The organism is Micromonospora sp. GCM10011542 (assembly GCF_042650685.1).
Classification (GTDB): Bacteria; Actinomycetota; Actinomycetes; order Mycobacteriales; family Micromonosporaceae; genus Micromonospora.
Genome location: NZ_JBHSBO010000052.1, coordinates 125,664 through 145,900, shown reverse-complemented (window position 1 = coordinate 145,900; position 20,237 = coordinate 125,664). Strand labels below are relative to the sequence as shown.

The window sequence follows — 20,237 nt, the reverse complement described above, 5'->3', positions numbered from 1 at the left end:
GCTCGAAAGAGCCAATATCGCGGGAGTGGCCATGTCGAGTCAGGTGCGGGGTGTCCAACTGGCCCGTCTCCTCGGCCAGTGGCATGCCCTGCCCGGTCGCCGGCGGAGCCCGGACTACGCCGCGCTGGCCGGTGCCGTACGCGGGCTGCTCGCCGACGGTCGGCTGCCGCTGGGCGTCCGTCTGCCGGCCGAGCGGGAGCTGGCCGAGGCGCTGCGGATCAGCCGGACCACGGTCACCGCCGCGTACCGGCAACTGCGCGAGACCGGGCACCTGGCCAGCCGTCGCGGCGCCGGCAGCTGGACCATGCTGCCCGGCAACCACCGGATGGCCAGCACGGGCCTCTGGATCCCGCAGGACGACCGGGACATGATCGACCTCGGCGTGGCCGCGTTGGCCGCTCCGCCGCAGCTTCTGGGCGCCGCGCGGGCCGCGGCCGAGGACCTGCCCCGCTACCTGGGCGGCGCCGGCTACCACCCGACGGGCATCGTCGAGTTGCGCGAGGCGGTCGCCGGCGCGTACACCGACCGGGGCCTGCCCACCTCCGCCGACCAGATCATGATCACCAGCGGCACCCAGCACGCCCTGGACCTGGTGCTGCGGCTCGCGCTCGCGCCCGGCGGCAGCGTGCTGGTCGAGTCGCCGACCTACCCCAACGCGATCGCCGCGCTCACCGCCCGGCGGGCCCGGATCGCCACCCACGGCCTGGCCACCGACGGCCCGGGCTGGGAGTCCGACCTGCTGCTCGGCAGCCTGCGGCAGACCCGGCCCAAGCTGGCGTACCTGATCCCGGACTTCCAGAACCCGACCGGTCACCTGATGTCCGCGCAGCTGCGCGAACGGGTGGTGGCCGCGGCGCACGCCGCCGGCACCGACCTGGTGGTCGACGAGTCCTTCGTGGACCTGGCGCTGGACGGCACCGAGGTGCCCCCGCCGACCGCCACCTTCGACCGGCACTCCCGGGTGGTCTCCATCGGCGGGATGAGCAAGCCCTACTGGGGTGGGCTGCGGATCGGCTGGGTGCGCGCCTCCGCCCCGCAGGTGCAGCGGCTGGCTGCCGTCCGGGTCGGCATGGACATGGCCAGCCCGGTGCTGGACCAGCTCCTCGCGGTGCGCCTGCTCGCCGACGGTCCGGCCATCGTCGCGGCGCGCCGGGCCCAGCTCACGGCCCAGCGCGACGCGCTGCTCGACGCGCTGGCGCACCGGCTGCCGGACTGGCGGGTCACCGTGCCGCACGGCGGGGTCACCCTCTGGGCCGAGCTGGACGGGCCAATCTCCAGCGCGCTGGCCCGGGCCGCCGAGGAGGTCGGCGTCCGACTGGCACCCGGTCCCCGGTTCGGGCTGGACGGCACCCTGGAGCGCTTCCTGCGGCTGCCCTTCACCCTGCCCGCCGCCGACCTGGTCGAGGCGGTCGGCCGGATCGCCGCGGTCCGCTACGACCTGGACCGCACCGGTGGGCAGCGCTGGCGGGAGCCCACCGTCATCGCCTGACCCCCGCCGTCCAGCGGTGTGCGGCCCCACGTACGCCGACCGCCCCGCAACGGACGCTCCCAGCCCTCGGCCTCGCCGGGCGTCGCATGCGGCCGCGCCGGGCCGCGCCGGGCCGCGCCGGGCCGCGCCGGGCCGCGCCGGGCCGCGCCCTCCTCTGCGCCGACTATGACTCTGGGTCATCTTTATGACCCTGAGTCATAGCGCTCGATCGGGTGACGCCCTGTCCGCCACGCCGAGCGGCGGGGATCCTGCCAGCGTCGATCGGGGGACGGCGGCGTCGGCGCCCTCAACGTCACCACGCTGACCGCCGCGCCGCCGCCGGTGGTCCCGCACCCGGGCGGGCGCGGGACCACCGGTGCTCGGGTCAGATCTCGGCGAGGGTGCCGGCGTACATCTTGTCGATCTCGCCGGCGAAGTTGCTCTCCACGCCACGCCGCTTGATCTTCAGCGACGGGGTGATCTCGCCGTCCTCGATGGTCAGGTCGCGCGGCAGGATGGTCACCTTCTTGATCGTCTCCCAGCGGTTGAGCTTGGCGTTGAGCTGGGCGACGTATTCCTCGACCATGGCCTGCGCCTCGGGTGACGCGACCACGGCGGTGTAGTCACGGCCCTCCAGCGGGCCGCCGGCGACCCACCCGCGGATCGCGTCCGGGTCGAGCGTGACCAGCATGGTGCAGTAGTTGCGGGCCTGCCCGATCACGATCGCCTGCGAGGTGTACGGGCAGAGCGCCTTGAACATCCCCTCGATGTGCGACGGCGCGATGTACTTGCCGCCCGAGGTCTTGACCAGGTCCTTCTTCCGGTCCGTGATCCGCAGGTAGCCGTCGTCGTCCAGGCTGCCGATGTCGCCGGTGCGGAAGAACCCGTCCTCGGTGAACGCCGCGGCGGTCTCCTCGGGCAGGTTGTGGTAGCCGCGCATCACCGGCCGGCCGCGGACCAGGATCTCGCCGTCGGTGTCGATCCGGCACTCCAGGTCACCCATCGCGCGACCGACCGTGCCGATGCGCAGCCCGTCGGGCGGGTTGACGAAGTTGCCGGCGCTGGTCTCGGTCAGGCCGTAGCCCTCGGAGATCGGCAGGTTGGCGGCGGCGAAGAAGGTGGCGATCTCCGGGCTGAGCGGCGCGGCGCCGGAGACCAGCACCCGCATCCGGCCGCCGAGGCGGGCCTGGAGCTTGCTGAACACCAGCTTCTCGGCCAACCCGTAGCGCAGCCTCAACCCGGCGGGGACCGGCTTGCCGGCCTGCTCCAGGGCGACCTTCTCCTTGCCGACCCGGACGCCCCAGGCGAAGATCTTCGCCTTGGCGCCGCCGGCGTCCTGCGCCGTGGTGACCGCCTTGTTGTAGACCTTCTCGAACACCCGGGGCGCGCCGCACATCAGCGTCGGCTTGATCACGGCGAGCAGCTCGACCAGCTTCTCCACCCGCCCGTCGACGTAGGTGGGCAGGCCGACGTGGGTCGCTCCGCAGAGCAGGGTCTTGCCGAACGAGTGCGACAGCGGCAGCCACAGGTACTGCAGGTCGTCGTTGCGCAGCAGCCCGACCTCCGCCTGCGCCACCGCCTCCCAGCACCAGCCGCCGTGCAACAGCTCGACGCCCTTGGGCCGACCGGTGGTGCCGGAGGTGTAGATCAGCGTGGCCAGGTGCTCGGGGCCGATGCCGGCCACGATCATGTCGATCAGGTCGGGCTCGGCGGCGAGCGCGCGGCGCCCCCGTTCCTCCAACTCGGCGAGGGTGAGCTGGGGGACCGCGGCGGTCGCGTCCGCCTCGCCGTCGAAAAGGATCACGTGGGTCAGCGCCGGCAGGTCGGCTCCGGCGATCTTGGCGGCCTGGGCCGGGTTCTCGGCGAACAGCACCCGGGAACCGGAGTCGGCGATGATGTAGGTCGCGTCCTCCGGCTCGGTGGTCGGGTAGACGGTGGTGGTCGCGCCGGCGGCGCACATGATGCCGAAGTCGGCGACGACCCAGTCGAGCCGGGTGTTGGCGAGGATCGCCACCGGGTCCTCCAGGCCCACGCCGAGGCCACGCAGGCCGGCGGCGACCGCCTTGGCACGGTGTCCGACCTGGTCCCAGGTCAACCAGACCGGCCCCGAGTCGTCGGGCGCCGGGTGGGCGAAGGCGTGCCGGTCGGGGGAGGCCGCCACGCGCTTGAGGAACATGTCCGGGATGGAACGGTACGGTACATCGAGAGCCATCGCTGTAGCCGCCTTCGGGGGTGGTGGCGTGACGGTCGTCACGTCAAGGTGGTTACCGAAGAGTATTGCCTGCCACCGGGCCTCGGCTAGTCCCGGTGATCGTCCGGCCGTCCCGTCCCACCAGCCGGTACGGCCGGATCAGGCGTACCGGGCGGCCACCAGCGACCAGTCGTAGGTCGCCCGGACCCAGTTGCGCCGGGCGGCCAGGGCCGGACGCAGCCGCTCGTCCCCGCTGTCCAGCAGCTCGGCCTCCGCCACGAGGTACGCCGCCAGCGCCCGGTTGAACCGCTCCGCCGCGGCCCGCAGCGCGTCCGCCTCGTCGGCGCCGGCCTCCCGGGCGATCACCGTTACCAGGTTGTGCCCGTCCGGGTCGGACCGGCTCTCCTTGCCGTAGGAGAAGAGGTCGTTGCACCAGCAGACCAGGTCCACGGTCAGCCGGTCCAGGGTGAGCAGTGCCGGGTGGGCGCGCCGACCCGCGCCGGGCAGTCCGTCCGACGCGAGGTCGGTCAGCGTGAGACTCGGATGCACCCCGCCGGTGTGCCGGCGCATCTGCACGTACTCCGCCACCTGCGGCACCCGGTGGTGCTCCCGGTTGGCCGCCTCCCAGAGCAGCGCCAGCAGGTACCGCTGGACCTGGCTGACGAACCGCAGCAGCAGCGCCGGGCGGTCGTGGGCCCGGGTGCGGGCGCACAGGTCGTGCAGCGCGTGACCGAGCGGCCCCGCCGCGATGGGCGGCGGGCCGTCCGGGTCGCCGTGCCGGTCCAGCACGTCGAGGAGGGCGCCGACGGTCGGGGCCAGCCGGGTCGGGGCGGCGCCGAGACCGTCCTCGTCGCAGGCGTCGTCCATCACGAAGAGCCAGGTGATGAAGTCGGTGAGCAGCCGCAGCCGGTCCACCGAACCGTCCGGACAGGCTCGGCCGGCCAGCCCGGCGGCGTCCGCCCGGAGCAGTCGCTGGCCGGTATCGATCAGGCCGAAGGACCGCGCCCACTCGACACTCTCGCCCGCGACCTGGTCCGTGCTGTCGTGGCGCCGGCCGGGAAAGGGCGGTTCCCGCAGCGCCGAGACCGCGAAGAGACGCATTGGTCTGCCCCCACTCGTGCCGCCGACCGCCGAGCGGCGCGGTGAAGCGTACGGGAGCAGGGATCGGTGTCAGTCACTGGGTCTGGGCCGTGTCACCGCGCGAGCGTGACCGTTTCCGCGCAGAGCGTCACATGCCCAGGCTGGCGCCGCGCAGCCGCTGCGCCGCCGCCGCCGGCCCGTCCAACTGGACCCGGGCCACCCGCTGCCGACCGGAGAGGAACAGCGTCAACTCGGCCGGGGAGCCCACCACCCGTAGCGGCTCGCCGCCGCGGCCGACCGAGATCTCGCCGTGCCCGGGGGCCTGCACGTAGAGGTCGGCGGGGAAGCGGCGCAGCGCCAGCCGGGCCAGGGGCGCGGCGCGCCGCCAGAGCGCCGCCTGCAGGCCGCCCGGCAGATCGCGCGGCTGCCAGCCGGAGCGGGCCCGCCGCACATCCTCGTGGTGGATGTAGAACTCCATGGTGTTGACCAGTTCGTCGGTCAACCGGTTGCTCACCGGGCTCCACACCGGCGGTCGGCGGACCTGCGCCACCAGATCGGGGTACGGGCGGGCGGCCAGGCGGAGGCGGACGCGCTCGGCGTACCCCCGCAGCACCGGCAGCACGATCCCTCCGGCGGCGTCCGGGCGGCGCTCCCGCACCACCAGGTGTGCGGCCAGGTCCCTGGTCGCCCACCCCTCGTTGATCGTCGGCGCGTCCGGCCCGAGGGCCAACAGGAGATCGGCCAGCGCCTCGCGCTCGGCTCGGGCGTACCGCGGCATGGCCCGATCGTAGGCCCGGCCGGCCGCCGCCGCGCGCCCGTGGACCCAGGTCGACGGCACCGCCCCGGCTACCGACCGGTAGGTGACGGTGGACATATCCGGTCGGGGTCGGCGCGGGTGGTCCTGACCGGTAAGGATGAGGGAGATAATTGCGGCTTACGGCGGGGGAGAGCGTGGCGAGCAGGACAAGTCGGGACGTGCTGGGTCGGGGGCTGGTCGTCCTCGGCCGGGCGATCCGGGAACAGCCACGGATCTTCGCGGTCGCGGTGGGCGGCAGTGTGCTGTTCGGCTCGATGGTCATCGTCAGCGCGTACGTGGTGGGCGGGGTCGTCGGCGAGGTGGTGGTCCCGGCCATCGCCCGTGGCGAGGTGGCCACCGGCACGCTGGCGCTGGCGGCGGTCGCGTTGTTCGGGATCAGCGTGCTGCGGGTGGTCGGCATCTTCGGCCGCCGGCTCGGCGCCGGCTACATGCAGTACCGCCTTCAGGCCGCCTACCGCCGCCGGGTCACCCGCCGCTACCTCGACCTGCCGCTGTCCTGGCACCACCGCAACTCCACCGGCACCCTGCTGTCCAATGCCAACTCCGACGTCGAGGCGGCCTGGTATCCGATCGCGCCGCTGCCCTTCGCGGTCGGCACCCTGGTGATGCTGGTCGGCGCGATCGTCTCGCTGTTCGCCACCGACTGGGCCCTCGCGCTGGTCGGCCTCGCGGTCTTTCCCGCGCTGTTCGCGCTCAACGTGGTCTACTCCCGACGGATGGCGCCGCGGCAGGCCCGGGCGCAGCGGTTGCGCGCCGAGGTCAGCGGGATCGCCCACGAGAGCTTCGACGGCGCCCTGGTGGTCAAGACGATGGGCCGCGAGGCCCAGGAAACCACCCGGTTCGCCGACCGCGCCGGTGAGCTGCGTGACGCCCTCATCGCGGTCGGCCGGCTGCGCGGTGTCTTCGACCCGCTGCTGGAGACGCTGCCCAGCCTCGGCACCCTGGCCGTGCTGGTGGTCGGGGCGTTCCGGCTGCGGCAGGGCGCCATCAGCGTCACCGAGCTGGTCAGCGTGGCCTTCCTCTTCACCGTGCTGGCCTTCCCGGTCCGCGCGATCGGCTGGGTGCTGGCCGAGCTGCCGCGCAGCGTCGCCGGCTGGGACCGGGTGCGCCGGGTGCTCGACGCCACCGGCGAGATGCCGTACGGGCGGCGGGTGCTCGACCCGGCCACGTCCGGCCCGGCCACGCTCACCTTCGACGACGTGCACTTCTCCTACCCGCCCGCGGAGGCGCACCAGCCCGGCGCGAAGGTGCTCGGCGAGGTCGGGTTCACCGTGCCGGCCGGACGGACGGTGGCCCTGGTCGGGCCGACCGGCGCCGGCAAGTCCACGATCGCCTCGCTGGCGGTGCGCCTGGTCGACCCGGACTCCGGCACGGTCAGCCTGGACGGGGTGGACGTGCGGGAGCTGACCGCCGCGTCGCTGGCCGGCACGGTCGCGCTGGTCGCCCAGGTGCCGTTCGTCTTCGACGACACGGTCCGGGCCAACATCAGCCTGGACCGGCCGGGCATCCAGGACGAGGACGTCTGGGCGGCGCTGCGGCTGGCCGAGGCGGACGGGTTCGTCGCCGCGCTGCCGGACGGGCTGGACACCATGGTCGGCGAGCGGGGCACCTCGCTCTCCGGCGGGCAGCGGCAGCGGCTCACCCTGGCCCGTGCGCTGGCCGGCCGGCCGCGCCTGCTGGTGCTCGACGACGCCACGAGCGCGGTGGACCCCCGGGTGGAGGCGGCCATCCTGGCCGGGCTGCGCTCGTCGGGCGCCGAGCCCGGGGTGCCGGCCGCGTCGATCCTGGTGGTGGCGTACCGCCGGGCCACCATCGCGCTGGCCGACGAGGTCATCTACGTCGAGCAGGGGCGGGTGATCGCCCGGGGCACCCACACCGAGCTGCTGGCCGCCGTGCCCGGTTACGTCGACCTGGTCACCGCCTACGAGCAGGCCGAGGTCGACCGCGAGCAGGAGCATCCGTACGACGAGGTCACACCGCTGCCCTCGGGCCTGGAAGTGGATGGGGTGGACCGGTGAGCGAGACGGCGATCACGAGCAGGCAGGATTCGGCGGAGTCGACCGAGACGACCTGGCAGACGCTGCGCCGGGGGCTGTCGCTCTCGCCCGAGCTGCGGGTCGGGCTGGCCGGCACGCTGGGCCTGGCGCTGATCTACATGGTCGGGCGGGTCGCCGTGCCGGTCGCCGTCCAGCAGGGCATCGACCACGGCATCCTGGGCGGCCTGAAGCTGGACGTGGTCTGGTCGGTGGTGGCGGTGACCGCCGCCATCCTCACCGTCACCACGCTCTGCGGCTACCTGATGATGCGGCGGCTGTTCACGGTCAGCGAGACGGCGCTGGCCAACGTGCGCACCCGGGCGTTCCGGCACGTGCACGACCTGTCCATGCTGCACCAGCAGTCCGAGCGACGCGGGTCGCTGGTCTCCCGGGTGACCAGCGACGTCGACCAGATCACCCAGTTCCTCCAGTGGGGCGGGGTGATCCTGCTGGTCAACCTCGGCCAGCTGGTGGTCACCACGATCGTCATGCTGGCGTACTCCTGGCAGTTGACCCTGGTGGTGCTCGCCGCCTTCCTGCCCGCGGTGTTCGTGATCCGGCAGCTGCAACGCCGCCTCGGCGGGGCGTACGCGACGGTGCGGCAGCGCACCGGCACCCTGCTCGGCGCGATCGGCGAGAGCGTGGTGGGCGCGCCGGTGATCCGGGCGTACGGCATCGCCGGGCGTACCGCGCGGCGCCTGGACGACGCCATCGACGGCCAGCGCCTCGCGCAGCAGCGGGCGATCCGGATCAGCATCGTCGGCAGCTCGGTGGGGGAGCTGGCCGCCGGGCTGGCGCTGGCCGGCGTGGTGGTGCTGGGGGTCACCCTGGGCGTGGACGGCACGCTGTCGATCGGCCAGCTGACCGCGTTCCTGTTCCTGGTCACGCTCTTCATCCAGCCGGTGCAGATCGCCACCGAGGTACTCAACGAGGCGCAGAACGCGATCGCCGGCTGGCGCCGGGTGCTGGACGTGCTGGACGTCGCCCCGGACGTCGCCGACCCGGGGGAGCAGGGGCGGGAGCTGCCGGGCGGGCCGCTGGACATCCGGTTCGCCGGGGTGCGCTTCGCCTATCCGGGCGGGCCGCCGGTGCTGCACGACATCGAGCTGGAGATCCCGGCGAAGAGCCGGGTGGCGGTGGTCGGCGAGACCGGCAGCGGCAAGACCACCTTCGCCAAGCTGCTGACCCGGCTGATGGACCCGTCGGCGGGCGCGGTGCTGCTCTCCGGGGTGCCGTTGGACGAGGTCCGGTTCGACTCGCTGCGCTCCCGGGTGGTGATGGTGCCGCAGGACGGGTTCCTGTTCGACGCCACCGTCGGGGAGAACGTCCGGTTCGCCCGGCCGGACCTGACCGACGCGCAGCTCACCGCGGCCTTCACCGAGCTGGGCCTGGCCGACTGGCTGGACGGGCTGCCCGCCGGACTGGACACTCCGGTCGGCGAGCGCGGCGAGGCGCTGAGCGTGGGGGAGCGGCAGCTGGTCGCGCTGGCCCGGGCGTACGTGGCCGACCCCGACCTGCTGGTGCTGGACGAGGCGACCAGCGCGGTCGATCCGGCCACCGAGGTGCGGCTGCAACGCACCCTGGACGCGGTGACCCGGGGCCGGACGACGCTGGCGATCGCGCACCGGCTCTCCACCGCGCAGGCCGCCGACGAGGTGATCGTGGTGGACCGGGGCCGGATCGTGCAGCGGGGCCCGCACGACGAGCTGGTCCGCGACGCCGACTCGGTCTACGGCCTGCTCTACGCCTCGTGGTTGGAGCAGACCCGGTAACCGGCTCGCGGTGGACGCCGCAGGCCAGGTGCTCTACGCTCCGGGTTAGGCAAGCCTAACCTCCGAAGGAGGTCGCGCCATGCGGCCCAGCCCCGCCGAGATCGTCCGTACCCTGCTCGCCGGCCGGCTGCCCGGTCTCGTCCACCTCGCGCACCGGCCCGGGCCGCACCACGCCCGGCACGTCACCGACCCGGAGGGGCGGGTCCTGCTGCTGGTGCCGGTGGTCAGCGACCTGGCCGCCGCGCTGCGGCCGGCGGCCGGAGCCACCGACGTCGCGGTGGTGCTCGACGTGCTCGACCTGCCGCCCGCGGCCGGCGCGCCCGGCCTGGGCCGGGCCTGGGTCTCCGGTTGGGCGGCCGAGCTGGTCGGCGACGAGGCCCGCCGCGCGGCGGTGGACTTCGCCGGGGTGGAGCCCACCGGTGACCTGCTCGACCTGGGCACCCGGTTCGGGCTGTTCCGCTTCGAGCCGGTCGAGGTCCGCTGGGAGCGGGCCGGCGTCGTACACCGGATCGACCCCGTGGAGTACGCCGAGGCCGAGCCGGATCCGGTGCACCCGATCGAGGCGCAGCTGCTGGCCGGGCTCACCGACCCCGGCACCGCACCGCTCACCGCCTACCTGCGCCGGCAGCTCGGGCTGACCGAGCAGGCCCCGGACGGCCCGCCCCGGGTGGTCCGCATCGACCGCTACGGGATGGTGGTCGCCCTCGGCCGCCCCGGCGCCCGACGTCGGGTCCGGTTGGCCTTTCCGCACCCGGTGGCCGATCCGGCGGAGCTGGCCCGGCTGCTGCCCCCGCTGCCCCGACTGGCGGGCGTCCACCCGCCGCGGTGACCCGGGCTACTCGGGCAGCGGCCCGGTGAGGTAGCGCTGCACGGTCGGCCCGATCATCGCGACCAGCAGCTCCGGGTCGGCGGAGGCGACCGGCTCCAGCCGGATCACGTACCGCATCAGCCCCAGGCCGCCCAGCTGGGTGGCCACCAGCGAGCCGCGCAGCGGCAGCTCGGCCCGGTCGACGTCGAGCTGGTCGAGCACCCGGCGCAACACCTGGGTGGTGAGGAACTCGCGCATCAGCCGGGCCGTCCACTCGTTGCTCACCGCCGAGCGCAGCAGCGCCACCCCGGCGGCGCCGGCCGGGGAGTCCCAGACGCCGAGGAAGGTCCGCACCAGCCGCTCGCCGATGCCGTCCAGCGGGCCGGCGAGCACCTTCGGGACCAGCTCACCCGGGTCGACCGGCGAGTTCATCGCGGCCAGGAAGAGCTGGTCCTTGCTGCCGAAGTAGTGGTGCACCAGGGCCGGGTCGACGCCCGCGGTGGCGGCGATGGCCCGGATCGAGGCGGAATCGAAGCCGCGTTCGGCGAACGCCGTCCGCGCCGCGTCGAGGATCGCCTCACGGGTGTCCGGATTGCCGGGTCGCCGGCCGGTCCGCCGCGTCATCGCCGCCCTTCGTTCGTCTGACCTGGCGTCGCCGCGGCTCCTCGCCCCGGCGACGCGCCGTGGGCGGTCAGCCGCTGCGCCGCCGCAGGGTGGCCGCGGCGAGCACCAGCGCCAGCACCACCGCGCCGGCGACCACCGCCACGTCCCGCCACATCGTGCCGGTCGGCTCGGCGTGCGCGCCGACCTCCTGCAACGCCTCGATGGCGTACGACAGGGGGAAGGCGTCGCTGACCGCCTGCAGCCAGCCGGCCATCTCGTCGCGGGCCACGAAGAGCCCGCAGAGCAGCAGTTGGGGGACGACCACGACCGGCAGGAACTGTACTGCCTGGAACTCGGTGCGGGCGAAGGCACTGCAGAAGAGCCCGAGGGCGACGCCGAGCACCGCGTCGAGCACCGCGATCCCGATCACCAGCCCTCGGTTGCCGGCGGTGTCCAGGTCGAAGATCCAGTACGCCACCCCGGCGGCGACCGCGGCCTGCACGGCGGCGGCCAGGCCGAACGCGATGCCGTAGCCGAAGAGCAGATCCAGCTTGCCCAGCGGGGTGGTGAGCAGGCGTTCCAGCGTGCCGGTGGTGCGTTCCCGCAGCATGGCGATGCTGGTCACCAGGAACATGATCACGAAGGGGAAGATGCCGAGCATCACCAGGGCGATCCGGTCGAAGGCCGACGGCTGCCCGGGTGGGATGGGCTGGTCGGCGTACATGAAGTAGACCAGGGTCAGCAGGGCCGCCGGCACCACCACCAGCAGCGCGATGGTGCGCCGGTCGTGCCGGAGCTGGCGCAGGATGCGGCCGGTGGTAGCCGCCAGGATCCGCGGGTTCATGCCCTGCCTCCGGTTCGCGACTGCGGGGCCGCGCCAGGCCCGTGCTCGCCGGCCCGGATCAGCCGGAGGAACGCCTCGTCGAGATCGTCCACGCCGGCCGACGCGCGGATCGCGGCCGGGCTGTCGTCAGCGATCAGCCCCCCCTCGCGGATCAGCAGCAACCGGTCGCAGCGGGCCGCCTCGTCCATCACGTGGCTGGACACCAGCAGGGTGGTGCCGGCCGCGGCCATCGCGTGGAACCGGGCCCACAGGTCCGCCCGCAGCACCGGGTCCTGACCGACGGTCGGCTCGTCGAGGACGACCAGCTCCGGGTCGCCGACCAGGGCGCAGGCCAGCGAGGCGCGGCTGCGCTGGCCGCCGGAGAGGGTGCCGACCAGTTGGGTCGCCGCGCCGGCCAGCCCCACGTCGGCGATCGCCCGGTCGGCCTCGGTGTGGCCCCGGCCGTACAGGGCGGCGAAGTAGCGGGCGTTCTCCCGGACCGTCAGGTCGGCGTAGACGCTCGGCGCCTGGGTGAGGTAGCCCACCCTGTGCCGCAGCGCCGGTGATCCGGCCGGGCGGCCCAGCACGGTCACCGAGCCGGCGGTGACCACCTGCACCCCGACCACCGCACGCATGAACGTCGTCTTGCCGCTGCCGCTGGGGCCGAGCAGCCCGGTGACCGCGCCGCGCGGGATGGCGCAGCTGATGCCGTGCAGCACCCGCCGTCCGCCCCGGTCCACGACGAGGTCGCGGACCGCTATCGCGTCGTCCATCCCGCACCTCCGAAGAACTCATCGTCTGTTGAACTCAACGGTAGATGAGATACCCGCCTCCGGGCAACGGTTGACTTCGAGCACACTCGAACTGGAAACCTGAACGGCGTGGACGTGGACGTCAGCACCAGGGAGAACACCCTCACCGTCGGTGAGGCGGCCGAGCGCGTCGGCCTGAGCACCTACACGCTGCGCTGGTACGAGCAGGAGGGGCTGGTCGCCCCGGTGGGACGGGACTCCGCCGGTCGCCGTCGGTACACCACCGGCGACGTGAACTGGCTGCTCCTGCTCACCCGGCTGCGCCGCACCGGGATGCCGGTGCGCGACATGCGCCGCTACGCCGAGCTGGCCCGGCAGGGCGACCGGACCCTCGGCGCGCGCCGGGCGCTGTTCGAGGCGCACCGCGCCCGCGTCCTGCGCCGGATGGCCGAGCTGGAGGAGGACCTCACCGTGCTCAACTACAAGATCGACATCTACCGCCGCGCAGAGGAGGAGACCCGATGATCCGTCGCCGGATGGGTGCCACCGGTCCGGAGGTCTCCGCGATCGGCCTCGGCTGCATGGGAATGAGCTTCGCCTACGGCGGTGGTGACGACGCCGAGTCAACCCGCACCCTGCATCGCGCCCTCGACCTGGGCGTCGACCACCTGGACACCGCCGACATGTACGGCCACGGCGCCAACGAGGAGCTGCTCGGCCCGGTGGTGCGTGCCCGCCGGGACGAGGTCTTCCTGGCCACCAAGTTCGGCAACCGCACCACCGGCGCGGGCTTCGGCGGCACCGGCACCCCCGGCGCGTACGTGGACAGCAGCGCCGCCTGGGCGCGCGAGGCGTGCGACGCCTCGCTGCGCCGGCTGGGCGTGGACACCATCGACCTGTACTACCTGCACCGTCGCAACCCCGACACTCCGATCGAGGAGACCGTCGGGGCGATGGCCGAGCTGGTCCAGGCCGGCAAGGTGCGGCTGATCGGCCTGTCCGAGGTGAGCCCGGCGACCCTGCGCGCCGCGCACGCGGTGCACCCGGTCACCGCGGTGCAGCTCGAATACTCGCTGTTCAGCCGGGACGTCGAGGGCGAGATGCTGGCCACCTGCCGGGAGCTGGGCGTCGCGCTGGTGGCGTACTCGCCGGTGGGTCGGGGGCTGCTCACCGGCGCGATCACCAGCCGGGATCAGCTGGCCGCCGACGACTGGCGCCGTGGGGCGCCGCGCTTCGCCGAGGCCAACCTGGACGCCAACCTGGCCCTCGTCGACGAGGTGCGGGCCGTCGCCGCCCAGCTGGGCGCCACCCCGGCGCAGATCGCGCTGGCCTGGCTGCTCGCCCAGGGCGAGGACATCCTGCCGATCCCGGGCACCAAACGGGTGCGCTGGCTGGAGGAGAACGCCGCCGCCGCCGACCTCGAGCTCGCCCCGGAGCAGCTCGCCCGGCTCGGTGCCGCCGTGCCGCCCGGCGCCGCCGCGGGAGAAAGGTACCCGGAGGCAGCAATGCGATTCGTCGGGCAGTAAACGTCCTACCGGACAGCGGGTCCGGCAACGGGCATTGCGCACCGATCGGGCGTACGGCACGATGGCGCGGTGGGTCACGCTCCGTTACCGGACAGCGGGTTTCTCGACGACTGGGCTGCCCGGTTGCGGCAGGCCGCCGATCGCCCGGTCGTCGGCATCCTGCTGCGCGGCAGCCATGCCCGCCGGGCCGCCACCGCGCACAGCGACGTCGACCTCGACGTGCTGGTCGGCGGTTCCCCGTACGCCACCCGGCGGGCGTACCTCGCCGAGTCCGCCGGCCGGCTCACCCACGTCTCGGTGGCCGCCCGGGACGTCCACTCCTGGGTGCACCGCCTCGGTGAGCCGGCCGACTGGGCGTTCGGGCTGCCGGTCAGCGCCCCGGCCCGGCTGCTCTGGGCGGACCCGCACTGGCGGTCCCGGATCGACCTGCCGGTGCTCTGCCAGCCCGCCGAGCAGCCCCGGCTGGAGGAACTGATCGCCACGCTGGGTAAGGCCGCCGCCGCCCGGGCCGGGGACGACCACCTCGGGGTCCGGCTCGCCGTGGCCGACCTGGCCCGGCTGTGCCCGTCGGTGCTGCGCCCGGCCAACCCGTCGGTGCGGGTGGTCTCCCGCCGGGCGGCCTTCGTGGCGGCCCTGGACCTGCCGGTCGCCCCGCCCGGCTACCGCGACGACATGCTGCTCTGCCTCGGGCTGCGCCCGGGCGCCACCGGGCAACTCTGGGCCGCGGCCGTCCGGCTGGTCGCCGGCACGCTGCCGCTGAGCCGCCCGTACGCCGAGGAGATCGCGGAGGCGGCCGGCGCGGACCTGGCCGCCGCCCTGGTCGACGGCCGGCTCGACCGGTACGTGGCCCAGTTGGCCCGGCCCGCCGGCCTCCCGCCGCGGCCTCGGCGGGAGGCGTCGCCGGTGCTCGCGCCCCGTGCGGGACAATGGGTCACTGTGCCCGTACCTGACGCGCCGGTGACCGGCGTCCCCAGCGATCCGAGCGGCCCCGCGGCGCCTGCGTCGGCCCGTCCGTCCCGGCTCGACCCGGCCATCGCGGCCCGGCTGCGGCGCGACCCCGACGGCCTGGTCGCCGCCGTGGTGCGCGCGCACGACTCCGGCGAGGTGCTGATGGTCGCCTGGATGGACGACGAGGCGCTGCACCGCACCCTCACCACCGGCCGGGCCACGTACTGGTCGCGCAGCCGGCGCGAGTACTGGGTCAAGGGCGCCACCTCCGGGCACCACCAGTACGTCCGCTCCGTCGCACTGGACTGCGACGGGGACGCGCTGCTGGTCAGCGTCGAGCAGGTGGGCGCCGCCTGCCACACCGGGCACCGGACGTGCTTCTTCACCGAGCTGCCGGTGACGGGCACGGAGGCCCTCTCATGACCGACGGCGCGGTGAGCCCGGACGCGGCCACCTTCACCGAGCTGGCCGCCTCCTGGCGGGTGGTGCCGGTCACCCGGCGGCTGCTGGCCGACGCGGAGACCCCGGTCGGGGTCTACCGCAAGTTGGCTGGCGGACCGGGCACGTTCCTGCTGGAGTCCGCCGAGCAGGGCGTCGGCTCGGCCGGGATGGCCTGGTCGCGGTACTCGTTCATCGGCGTGCGCAGCAGCGCCACCCTGGTCGAGCGGGACGGCGCCGCGGCGTGGCTCGGGCAGCCACCGGCCGGGGTCCCGACCGACGGCGACCCGGTGCGGGCGTTGCGGGAGACCGTCGCCGCGCTGGCCGGCCCGACCGGGCAGCCGGGCAGCGGGATGCCGCCGTTGACCGGGGGCATGGTCGGCTACCTCGGTTACGACCTGGTCCGCCGCTTCGAGCGGCTGCCGGAGCTGACCGAGGACGACCTGGGCGTACCGGAGCTCGGCATGATGCTCGCGACCGACCTGGTGGTGCTCGACCACTACGACGGCTCGGCGATCCTGGTCGCCAACGCCGTCCTGCCCCCGCTGGACACCCCGGACCGCGACGCGCAGGTCGCCGCCGCGTACCACCACGCGGTGGGGCGGCTGGACGCGATGACCACCGCGCTGTCCCGGCCGATCCCGCCGATGATCTCCACCGTCGAGCGTCCGCCGGCCGGTGAGGTGCTGTGCCGCACCCCCGACGGGGGCTACCCGAAGGCGGTCGAGGCGGCCAAGGAGGCGATCCGGGCCGGCGAGTGCTTCCAGATCGTGCTCTCCCAGCGCTTCGAGCGGTCCTCCCACGCCGACCCGCTGGACGTCTACCGGGTGCTGCGCACCAGCAACCCCAGCCCGTACATGTACCTGCTGCGCTTCGACGGGTTCGACATCGTCGGCTCGTCGCCGGAGGCGCACCTGAAGGTCTCCACCGGCGCGGACGGGCAGCGCCGGGCGCTGCTGCACCCGATCGCCGGCACCCGGCCGCGCGGCGGCACCCCGGCCGCCGACGCCGGGCTCGCCGCCGAGCTGCTCGCCGACCCGAAGGAGCGCGCCGAGCACGTGATGCTCGTCGACCTGGGCCGCAACGACCTGGGTCGGGTCTGCCGGCCGGGCACGGTGGAGGTGCCCGAGTTCGCGACCATCGAGCGGTACAGCCACGTGATGCACATCGTCTCGACGGTGACCGGCACGCTGCGCGACGACCGGACCGCGTTCGACGCCCTCGCGGCGACCTTCCCGGCCGGCACGCTCTCCGGCGCGCCGAAGGTGCGCGCCATGGAGATCATCGAGGAGTTGGAGCCGGTTCGCCGCTGCGTCTACGGCGGCACGGTCGGCTACTTCGGCTTCGGCGGGGACCTGGACATGGCGATCGCCATCCGGACCGCGCTGATCCGCGACGGCCGCGCGTACGTGCAGGCCGGGGCGGGGGTGGTCGCCGACTCGGACCCGGCCGCCGAGGACCAGGAGACCCGCAACAAGGCCGCTGCCGTGCTGGCCGCGATCGCCGCCGCCGAGACGCTGCGGCCAGCCCGATGAGCGGCGCGAGCGAGCCCGTCGAGCCGGTCACCCCGACGGACGCGCGGCCCGTGACCGGTCGGCGGGAGCTGACGTACGCCGTCCTGCTCTGCCTGGCCGGCGCCGGGCTGGCGCTGTGGGCCGCGACCCGGGGTTGGACGGTCGAACTGACCGCGCGTCCGGCTCCGCTGCCGCCGGTACGCGAGGCTCGTACCGGCGCCGCCCTGCTGCCGTGGCTGCCGGCGCTGGCCCTGGTCGCGCTGGCCGGCGGGGGTGCGGTGCTGGCCACGCGGGGCCGGCTGCGGCGGCTGCTCGGCGCGCTGCTCGCGGTGCTGGGCCTGGCCGTGGCGGCCGGGGGTGGCTACGGGCTGGTCGCCGGATTCGACGGCGCGGTGAGCCGGCAGTGGCCGGCGTTCTGCCTGCTCGGAGGGCTGCTGGCCGCGGCCGGTGGCGGGTGGACGGCGCTGCGCGGCGCCGGCTGGCCGGCGATGGGTGCCCGCTACGAGCGGCCGGCGCGAACCGCGACGCCGAGCGCGACGCCGGCCCGGCCGGCCGATCCGATGGCCGGGCGGCGCACCACCGAGGCGTGGGACGCGCTGGACCGGGGCGAGGACCCGACGGTCAGCTGACCGGCTGGCGTTCTCGCTGCTGCTGGCGGCGGGCGGCGGCCCGGGCGGCGGCCAGCTCGGCCACCAACCGGTCCAGTTCGGCCCGTCGGTCGGCGCGGGCGCGGTCGGCGCAGACCGCCTCCCAGGCGTTGCCGCGGGCGGTACGCATCCGCCCCTCGCCGACCACGGCGCGCTCCAGCGCGTGCACCACGTCGACGGCGAGCGACGCAACGGTCCGCGAGATGGTGGTCAGTCCGATGCTCGGTTGTGGCTCGGGAGTGCTCATGGTCACCTCGCGCGAGGAGTTGGCGACGGTTGGCGGGCGTGTCGTCGAGTCTGCCCGACGACGATGCTGGCCGGTTCACGTTTCGCCGCGGTGACCAGCCGGTCAACTGTCGCGTCGGGTCCCTGACCAGGGACAGAGCCGTTGGTCCTTGAGCTTGCTCACAGCATCGACCGGGGTCGTTCGAAGCGGGCCCGGGGGTCATCGCGGTGGCATGATCGGGGGAGCGGTCGGCCCTGGCCGTGCGGCGCGGCTCCAGCCGTGCGACGGTGGTCGATGCAGGAGGTGGCGCTGCGTGACATCCCCTTCACGGCAAGTCGGCCATTATGCCGCAGCCCTTTTGGTGAGCAGCGCCATACCCCCGGCACCCGGCGTCGGCCGGCAGCCCCTAGCATCGGCCCATGACACCCGGAGAGGGGAGTCCGTTGGTGACTGCTGAGCATGCGCACGCGGAGGGGGACGAGGCCGGTTCGGCGGCGTCCGCAAGCGTGCTCGACGAGATCCTGGCCGGCGTGCGTGAGGACGTCGCCCGGCGGCAGGAACAGGTTCCGCTGGAGCGGATCCGCGAGCTGGCCGCCGCGGCGCCACCGCCGCTGGACGCGTACGCGGCGCTGCGCAAGCCCGGCGTCGCCGTGATCGCCGAGGTGAAGCGCTCGTCGCCGTCCAAGGGCCGGTTGGCGGAGATCGCCGACCCGGCCGACCTGGCCGGGGACTACGCCGCCGGTGGCGCGCGGGCGATCAGCGTGCTGACCGAGGGGCGCTGGTTCGGCGGCTCGCTGGACGACCTGGCCGCCGTCCGGGCCGCGGTCACCGTGCCGGTGCTGCGCAAGGACTTCGTGGTCTCCAGCTACCAGGTGCACGAGGCGCGGGCACACGGCGCCGACCTGGTCCTGCTGATCGTCGCGGCCCTGGAGCAGAACGTCCTGATGGGTCTGCTGGAGCGGATCGAGTCGCTGGGCATGACCGCGCTGGTCGAGGTGCACGACGAGGAGGAGGCCGACCGGGCCCTGGAGGCCGGCGCGCAGGTGATCGGGGTCAACGCCCGTGACCTGCGTACCCTTCAGGTTGACCGGTCCGTCTTCGAGCGGATCGCGCCCGGCCTGCCGAGCAGCGTCGTCAAGATCGCCGAGTCCGGCGTGCGCGGGCCGCACGACCTGATCCGGTACGCCTCGGCCGGCGCGGACGCGGTCCTGGTCGGCGAGGGACTGGTCACCCAGAAGAGCCCCCGGGAAGCGGTCGCCGAGCTGGTCAACGCCGGCAACCACCCGGCCACGCCCCGGCCGGTGCGCTGACCAGCGCGCCGGTGTGACGTCCCACCGAGAGGATTCGCGATGAGCGCCGACGCGCTGGCCCCCACGGCCGGTTCGCAGCCCGACGCCGCCGGCCACTTCGGCCGCTTCGGCGGCCGGTTCGTCCCCGAGGCCCTGGTGGCCGCGCTGGACGAGCTGGACGGGGCGTGGCGCACCGCGATGGCCGACGAGTCCTTCCGGGCCGAGTTCGGCGCGCTGCTGCGCGACTACGCCGGCACCCCGTCGCTGCTCTACGAGGCCCGGCGGTTCTCCGCGAAGGTGGGCGGGCGAGTGCTGCTCAAGCGGGAGGACCTCAACCACACCGGCGCGCACAAGGTGCGCAACGTGCTCGGCCAGGCGCTGCTCACCAAGCGGATGGGCAAGACCCGGGTGATCGCGGAGACCGGGGCCGGCCAGCACGGTGTGGCCACCGCTACCGCCGCCGCCCTGTTCGACCTCGAGTGCGTGGTCTACATGGGCGAGGTGGACACCGAGCGGCAGGCGCTCAACGTGGCCCGGATGCGGATGCTCGGCGCCACCGTCGTGCCGGTCACCAACGGCTCGCGCACGCTCAAGGACGCGATGAACGAGGCGATGCGCGACTGGGTGGCCAACGTCGAGCAGACGCACTACCTGATCGGCACCGCCGCTGGGCCGCACCCGTTCCCGGCGATGGTCCGCGACTTCGTCCGCGGCATCGGCGACGAGGCCCGGCAGCAGTGCCTGGACCTCACCGGCGGGCTGCCGGACGCCGTCACCGCCTGCGTCGGCGGCGGCTCCAACGCGCTGGGCATCTTCCACGCCTTCGTCGGCGACCCCGACGTGCGGCTGTACGGCTTCGAGGCTGGCGGCGACGGGGTGGCCACCGGCCGGCACGCGGCCAGCATCACCGGGGGTTCCTCCGGCGTGCTGCACGGCACCCGCACCTACGTGCTCCAGGACGCCGACGGGCAGACGATGGAGTCGCACTCGATCTCCGCCGGGCTGGACTACCCGGGCGTCGGGCCCGAGCACGCCTGGCTGCACGACACCGGCCGGGCCACCTACCTCCCGGTCACCGACGACGAGGCGATGGCCGCGTTCGAGCTGCTCTGCCGCACCGAGGGGATCATCCCGGCGATCGAGAGCGCGCACGCGCTGGCCGGCACGGTTGCGCTGGCCCCGAAGCTCGCCGCGGAGCTGGGCCGGGAGCCCACCATCGTGGTCAACCTCTCCGGCCGGGGCGACAAGGACGTGCACACGGCCGGCGACTACTTCGGCATCCTCGACAAGGAGCAGTGA

18 protein-coding genes and 1 pseudogene are annotated in these 20,237 nt (G+C 74.3%); 12 read left to right on the top strand and 7 right to left on the bottom strand.

All coding sequences use genetic code 11. From position 1 onward, the window contains the following. Nucleotides 1–31: 31 nt before the first annotated feature. Complete coding sequence (locus ACFOW4_RS20245) at nucleotides 32–1,489, top strand: PLP-dependent aminotransferase family protein (protein WP_377529978.1); 1,458 nt, start codon at nucleotides 32–34, stop codon at nucleotides 1,487–1,489. Between the two features lie 364 nt (nucleotides 1,490–1,853). Here the strand turns inward: ACFOW4_RS20245 and ACFOW4_RS20240 are convergent, their stop codons facing one another. The 3 genes from ACFOW4_RS20240 to ACFOW4_RS20230 all read right to left on the bottom strand — a co-directional run bounded on the left by ACFOW4_RS20240 (nucleotide 1,854) and on the right by ACFOW4_RS20230 (nucleotide 5,517). Beyond that, on the bottom strand, nucleotides 1,854–3,680 hold the full coding sequence (locus tag ACFOW4_RS20240; protein WP_377529977.1) for an AMP-dependent synthetase/ligase: 1,827 nt from the start codon (nucleotides 3,678–3,680) through the stop codon (nucleotides 1,854–1,856). Nucleotides 3,681–3,818: 138 nt separating this feature from the next. Then, nucleotides 3,819–4,760 carry a terpene synthase gene (locus tag ACFOW4_RS20235; RefSeq protein WP_377529974.1) on the bottom strand — a complete coding sequence of 314 codons (942 nt, stop codon included), beginning with the start codon at nucleotides 4,758–4,760 and terminating at the stop codon, nucleotides 3,819–3,821. Between the two features lie 127 nt (nucleotides 4,761–4,887). Beyond that, nucleotides 4,888–5,517, bottom strand: coding sequence for a TIGR03085 family metal-binding protein (locus tag ACFOW4_RS20230; protein ID WP_377529971.1), 630 nt, complete (start codon nucleotides 5,515–5,517; stop codon nucleotides 4,888–4,890). Nucleotides 5,518–5,690: 173 nt separating this feature from the next. On the opposite strand from ACFOW4_RS20230, the gene ACFOW4_RS20225 reads away from it, so the two are divergent. From ACFOW4_RS20225 to ACFOW4_RS20215, 3 genes are all read left to right on the top strand, one after another. After that, nucleotides 5,691–7,574: an ABC transporter ATP-binding protein gene (locus ACFOW4_RS20225; protein ID WP_377529969.1), complete on the top strand. Its 1,884-nt coding sequence runs from the start codon at nucleotides 5,691–5,693 to the stop codon at nucleotides 7,572–7,574. Then, on the top strand, nucleotides 7,571–9,364 hold the full coding sequence (locus ACFOW4_RS20220; protein ID WP_377529967.1) for an ABC transporter ATP-binding protein: 1,794 nt from the start codon (nucleotides 7,571–7,573) through the stop codon (nucleotides 9,362–9,364). Before ACFOW4_RS20225 ends, ACFOW4_RS20220 begins: the two co-directional genes overlap by 4 nt. Nucleotides 9,365–9,443: 79 nt before the next feature. Then, a complete protein-coding gene (locus tag ACFOW4_RS20215; RefSeq protein WP_377529965.1) occupies nucleotides 9,444–10,193 on the top strand; it encodes a DUF2470 domain-containing protein in 750 nt (249 codons plus the stop codon). A gap of 6 nt (nucleotides 10,194–10,199) precedes the next feature. Here the strand turns inward: ACFOW4_RS20215 and ACFOW4_RS20210 are convergent, their stop codons facing one another. The 3 genes from ACFOW4_RS20210 to ACFOW4_RS20200 all read right to left on the bottom strand — a co-directional run bounded on the left by ACFOW4_RS20210 (nucleotide 10,200) and on the right by ACFOW4_RS20200 (nucleotide 12,371). Next, nucleotides 10,200–10,796 carry a TetR family transcriptional regulator gene (locus tag ACFOW4_RS20210; protein WP_377529963.1) on the bottom strand — a complete coding sequence of 199 codons (597 nt, stop codon included), beginning with the start codon at nucleotides 10,794–10,796 and terminating at the stop codon, nucleotides 10,200–10,202. A gap of 67 nt (nucleotides 10,797–10,863) precedes the next feature. Beyond that, complete coding sequence (locus tag ACFOW4_RS20205) at nucleotides 10,864–11,619, bottom strand: ABC transporter permease (RefSeq protein ID WP_377529961.1); 756 nt, start codon at nucleotides 11,617–11,619, stop codon at nucleotides 10,864–10,866. After that, a complete protein-coding gene (locus ACFOW4_RS20200) occupies nucleotides 11,616–12,371 on the bottom strand; it encodes an ABC transporter ATP-binding protein (protein ID WP_377529958.1) in 756 nt (251 codons plus the stop codon). Before ACFOW4_RS20200 ends, ACFOW4_RS20205 begins: the two co-directional genes overlap by 4 nt. A 108-nt stretch (nucleotides 12,372–12,479) precedes the next feature. On the opposite strand from ACFOW4_RS20200, the gene ACFOW4_RS20195 reads away from it, so the two are divergent. From ACFOW4_RS20195 to ACFOW4_RS20170, 6 genes and pseudogenes are all read left to right on the top strand, one after another. Further along, on the top strand, nucleotides 12,480–12,875 hold the full coding sequence (locus tag ACFOW4_RS20195; RefSeq protein ID WP_377529956.1) for a MerR family transcriptional regulator: 396 nt from the start codon (nucleotides 12,480–12,482) through the stop codon (nucleotides 12,873–12,875). Next, nucleotides 12,872–13,876, top strand: a complete 1,005-nt coding sequence (locus ACFOW4_RS20190; RefSeq protein WP_377529954.1) for an aldo/keto reductase — start codon at nucleotides 12,872–12,874, stop codon at nucleotides 13,874–13,876. Before ACFOW4_RS20195 ends, ACFOW4_RS20190 begins: the two co-directional genes overlap by 4 nt. A 69-nt stretch (nucleotides 13,877–13,945) precedes the next feature. After that, nucleotides 13,946–14,632 (top strand): annotated as a pseudogene (locus ACFOW4_RS20185) (phosphoribosyl-AMP cyclohydrolase); the annotation flags it as partial. A gap of 180 nt (nucleotides 14,633–14,812) precedes the next feature. Next, nucleotides 14,813–15,247 carry a phosphoribosyl-AMP cyclohydrolase gene (gene hisI, locus ACFOW4_RS20180; protein WP_377530068.1) on the top strand — a complete coding sequence of 145 codons (435 nt, stop codon included), beginning with the start codon at nucleotides 14,813–14,815 and terminating at the stop codon, nucleotides 15,245–15,247. After that, nucleotides 15,244–16,797, top strand: a complete 1,554-nt coding sequence (locus ACFOW4_RS20175; protein WP_377529951.1) for an anthranilate synthase component I — start codon at nucleotides 15,244–15,246, stop codon at nucleotides 16,795–16,797. The genes hisI and ACFOW4_RS20175 overlap by 4 nt, the downstream gene beginning before the upstream one ends. Further along, the gene (locus ACFOW4_RS20170; protein WP_377529949.1) at nucleotides 16,794–17,405 is read left to right on the top strand and encodes a Trp biosynthesis-associated membrane protein; all 612 of its coding nucleotides are present in this window, start codon (nucleotides 16,794–16,796) and stop codon (nucleotides 17,403–17,405) included. Before ACFOW4_RS20175 ends, ACFOW4_RS20170 begins: the two co-directional genes overlap by 4 nt. On the opposite strand, the gene ACFOW4_RS20165 is transcribed toward ACFOW4_RS20170, so the two are convergent. Further along, on the bottom strand, nucleotides 17,398–17,670 hold the full coding sequence (locus ACFOW4_RS20165) for a hypothetical protein (protein ID WP_377529948.1): 273 nt from the start codon (nucleotides 17,668–17,670) through the stop codon (nucleotides 17,398–17,400). The two genes, ACFOW4_RS20170 and ACFOW4_RS20165, sit on opposite strands and share 8 nt — an antisense overlap. Before the next feature lie 485 nt (nucleotides 17,671–18,155). On the opposite strand from ACFOW4_RS20165, the gene trpC reads away from it, so the two are divergent. After that, nucleotides 18,156–18,959 (top strand): indole-3-glycerol phosphate synthase TrpC, encoded by an 804-nt coding sequence (gene trpC / locus ACFOW4_RS20160; RefSeq protein ID WP_377530066.1) that lies wholly within the window; start codon nucleotides 18,156–18,158, stop codon nucleotides 18,957–18,959. A 39-nt stretch (nucleotides 18,960–18,998) separates the two neighbouring features. Next, nucleotides 18,999–20,237, top strand: coding sequence for a tryptophan synthase subunit beta (gene trpB, locus ACFOW4_RS20155; RefSeq protein WP_377529945.1), 1,239 nt, complete (start codon nucleotides 18,999–19,001; stop codon nucleotides 20,235–20,237).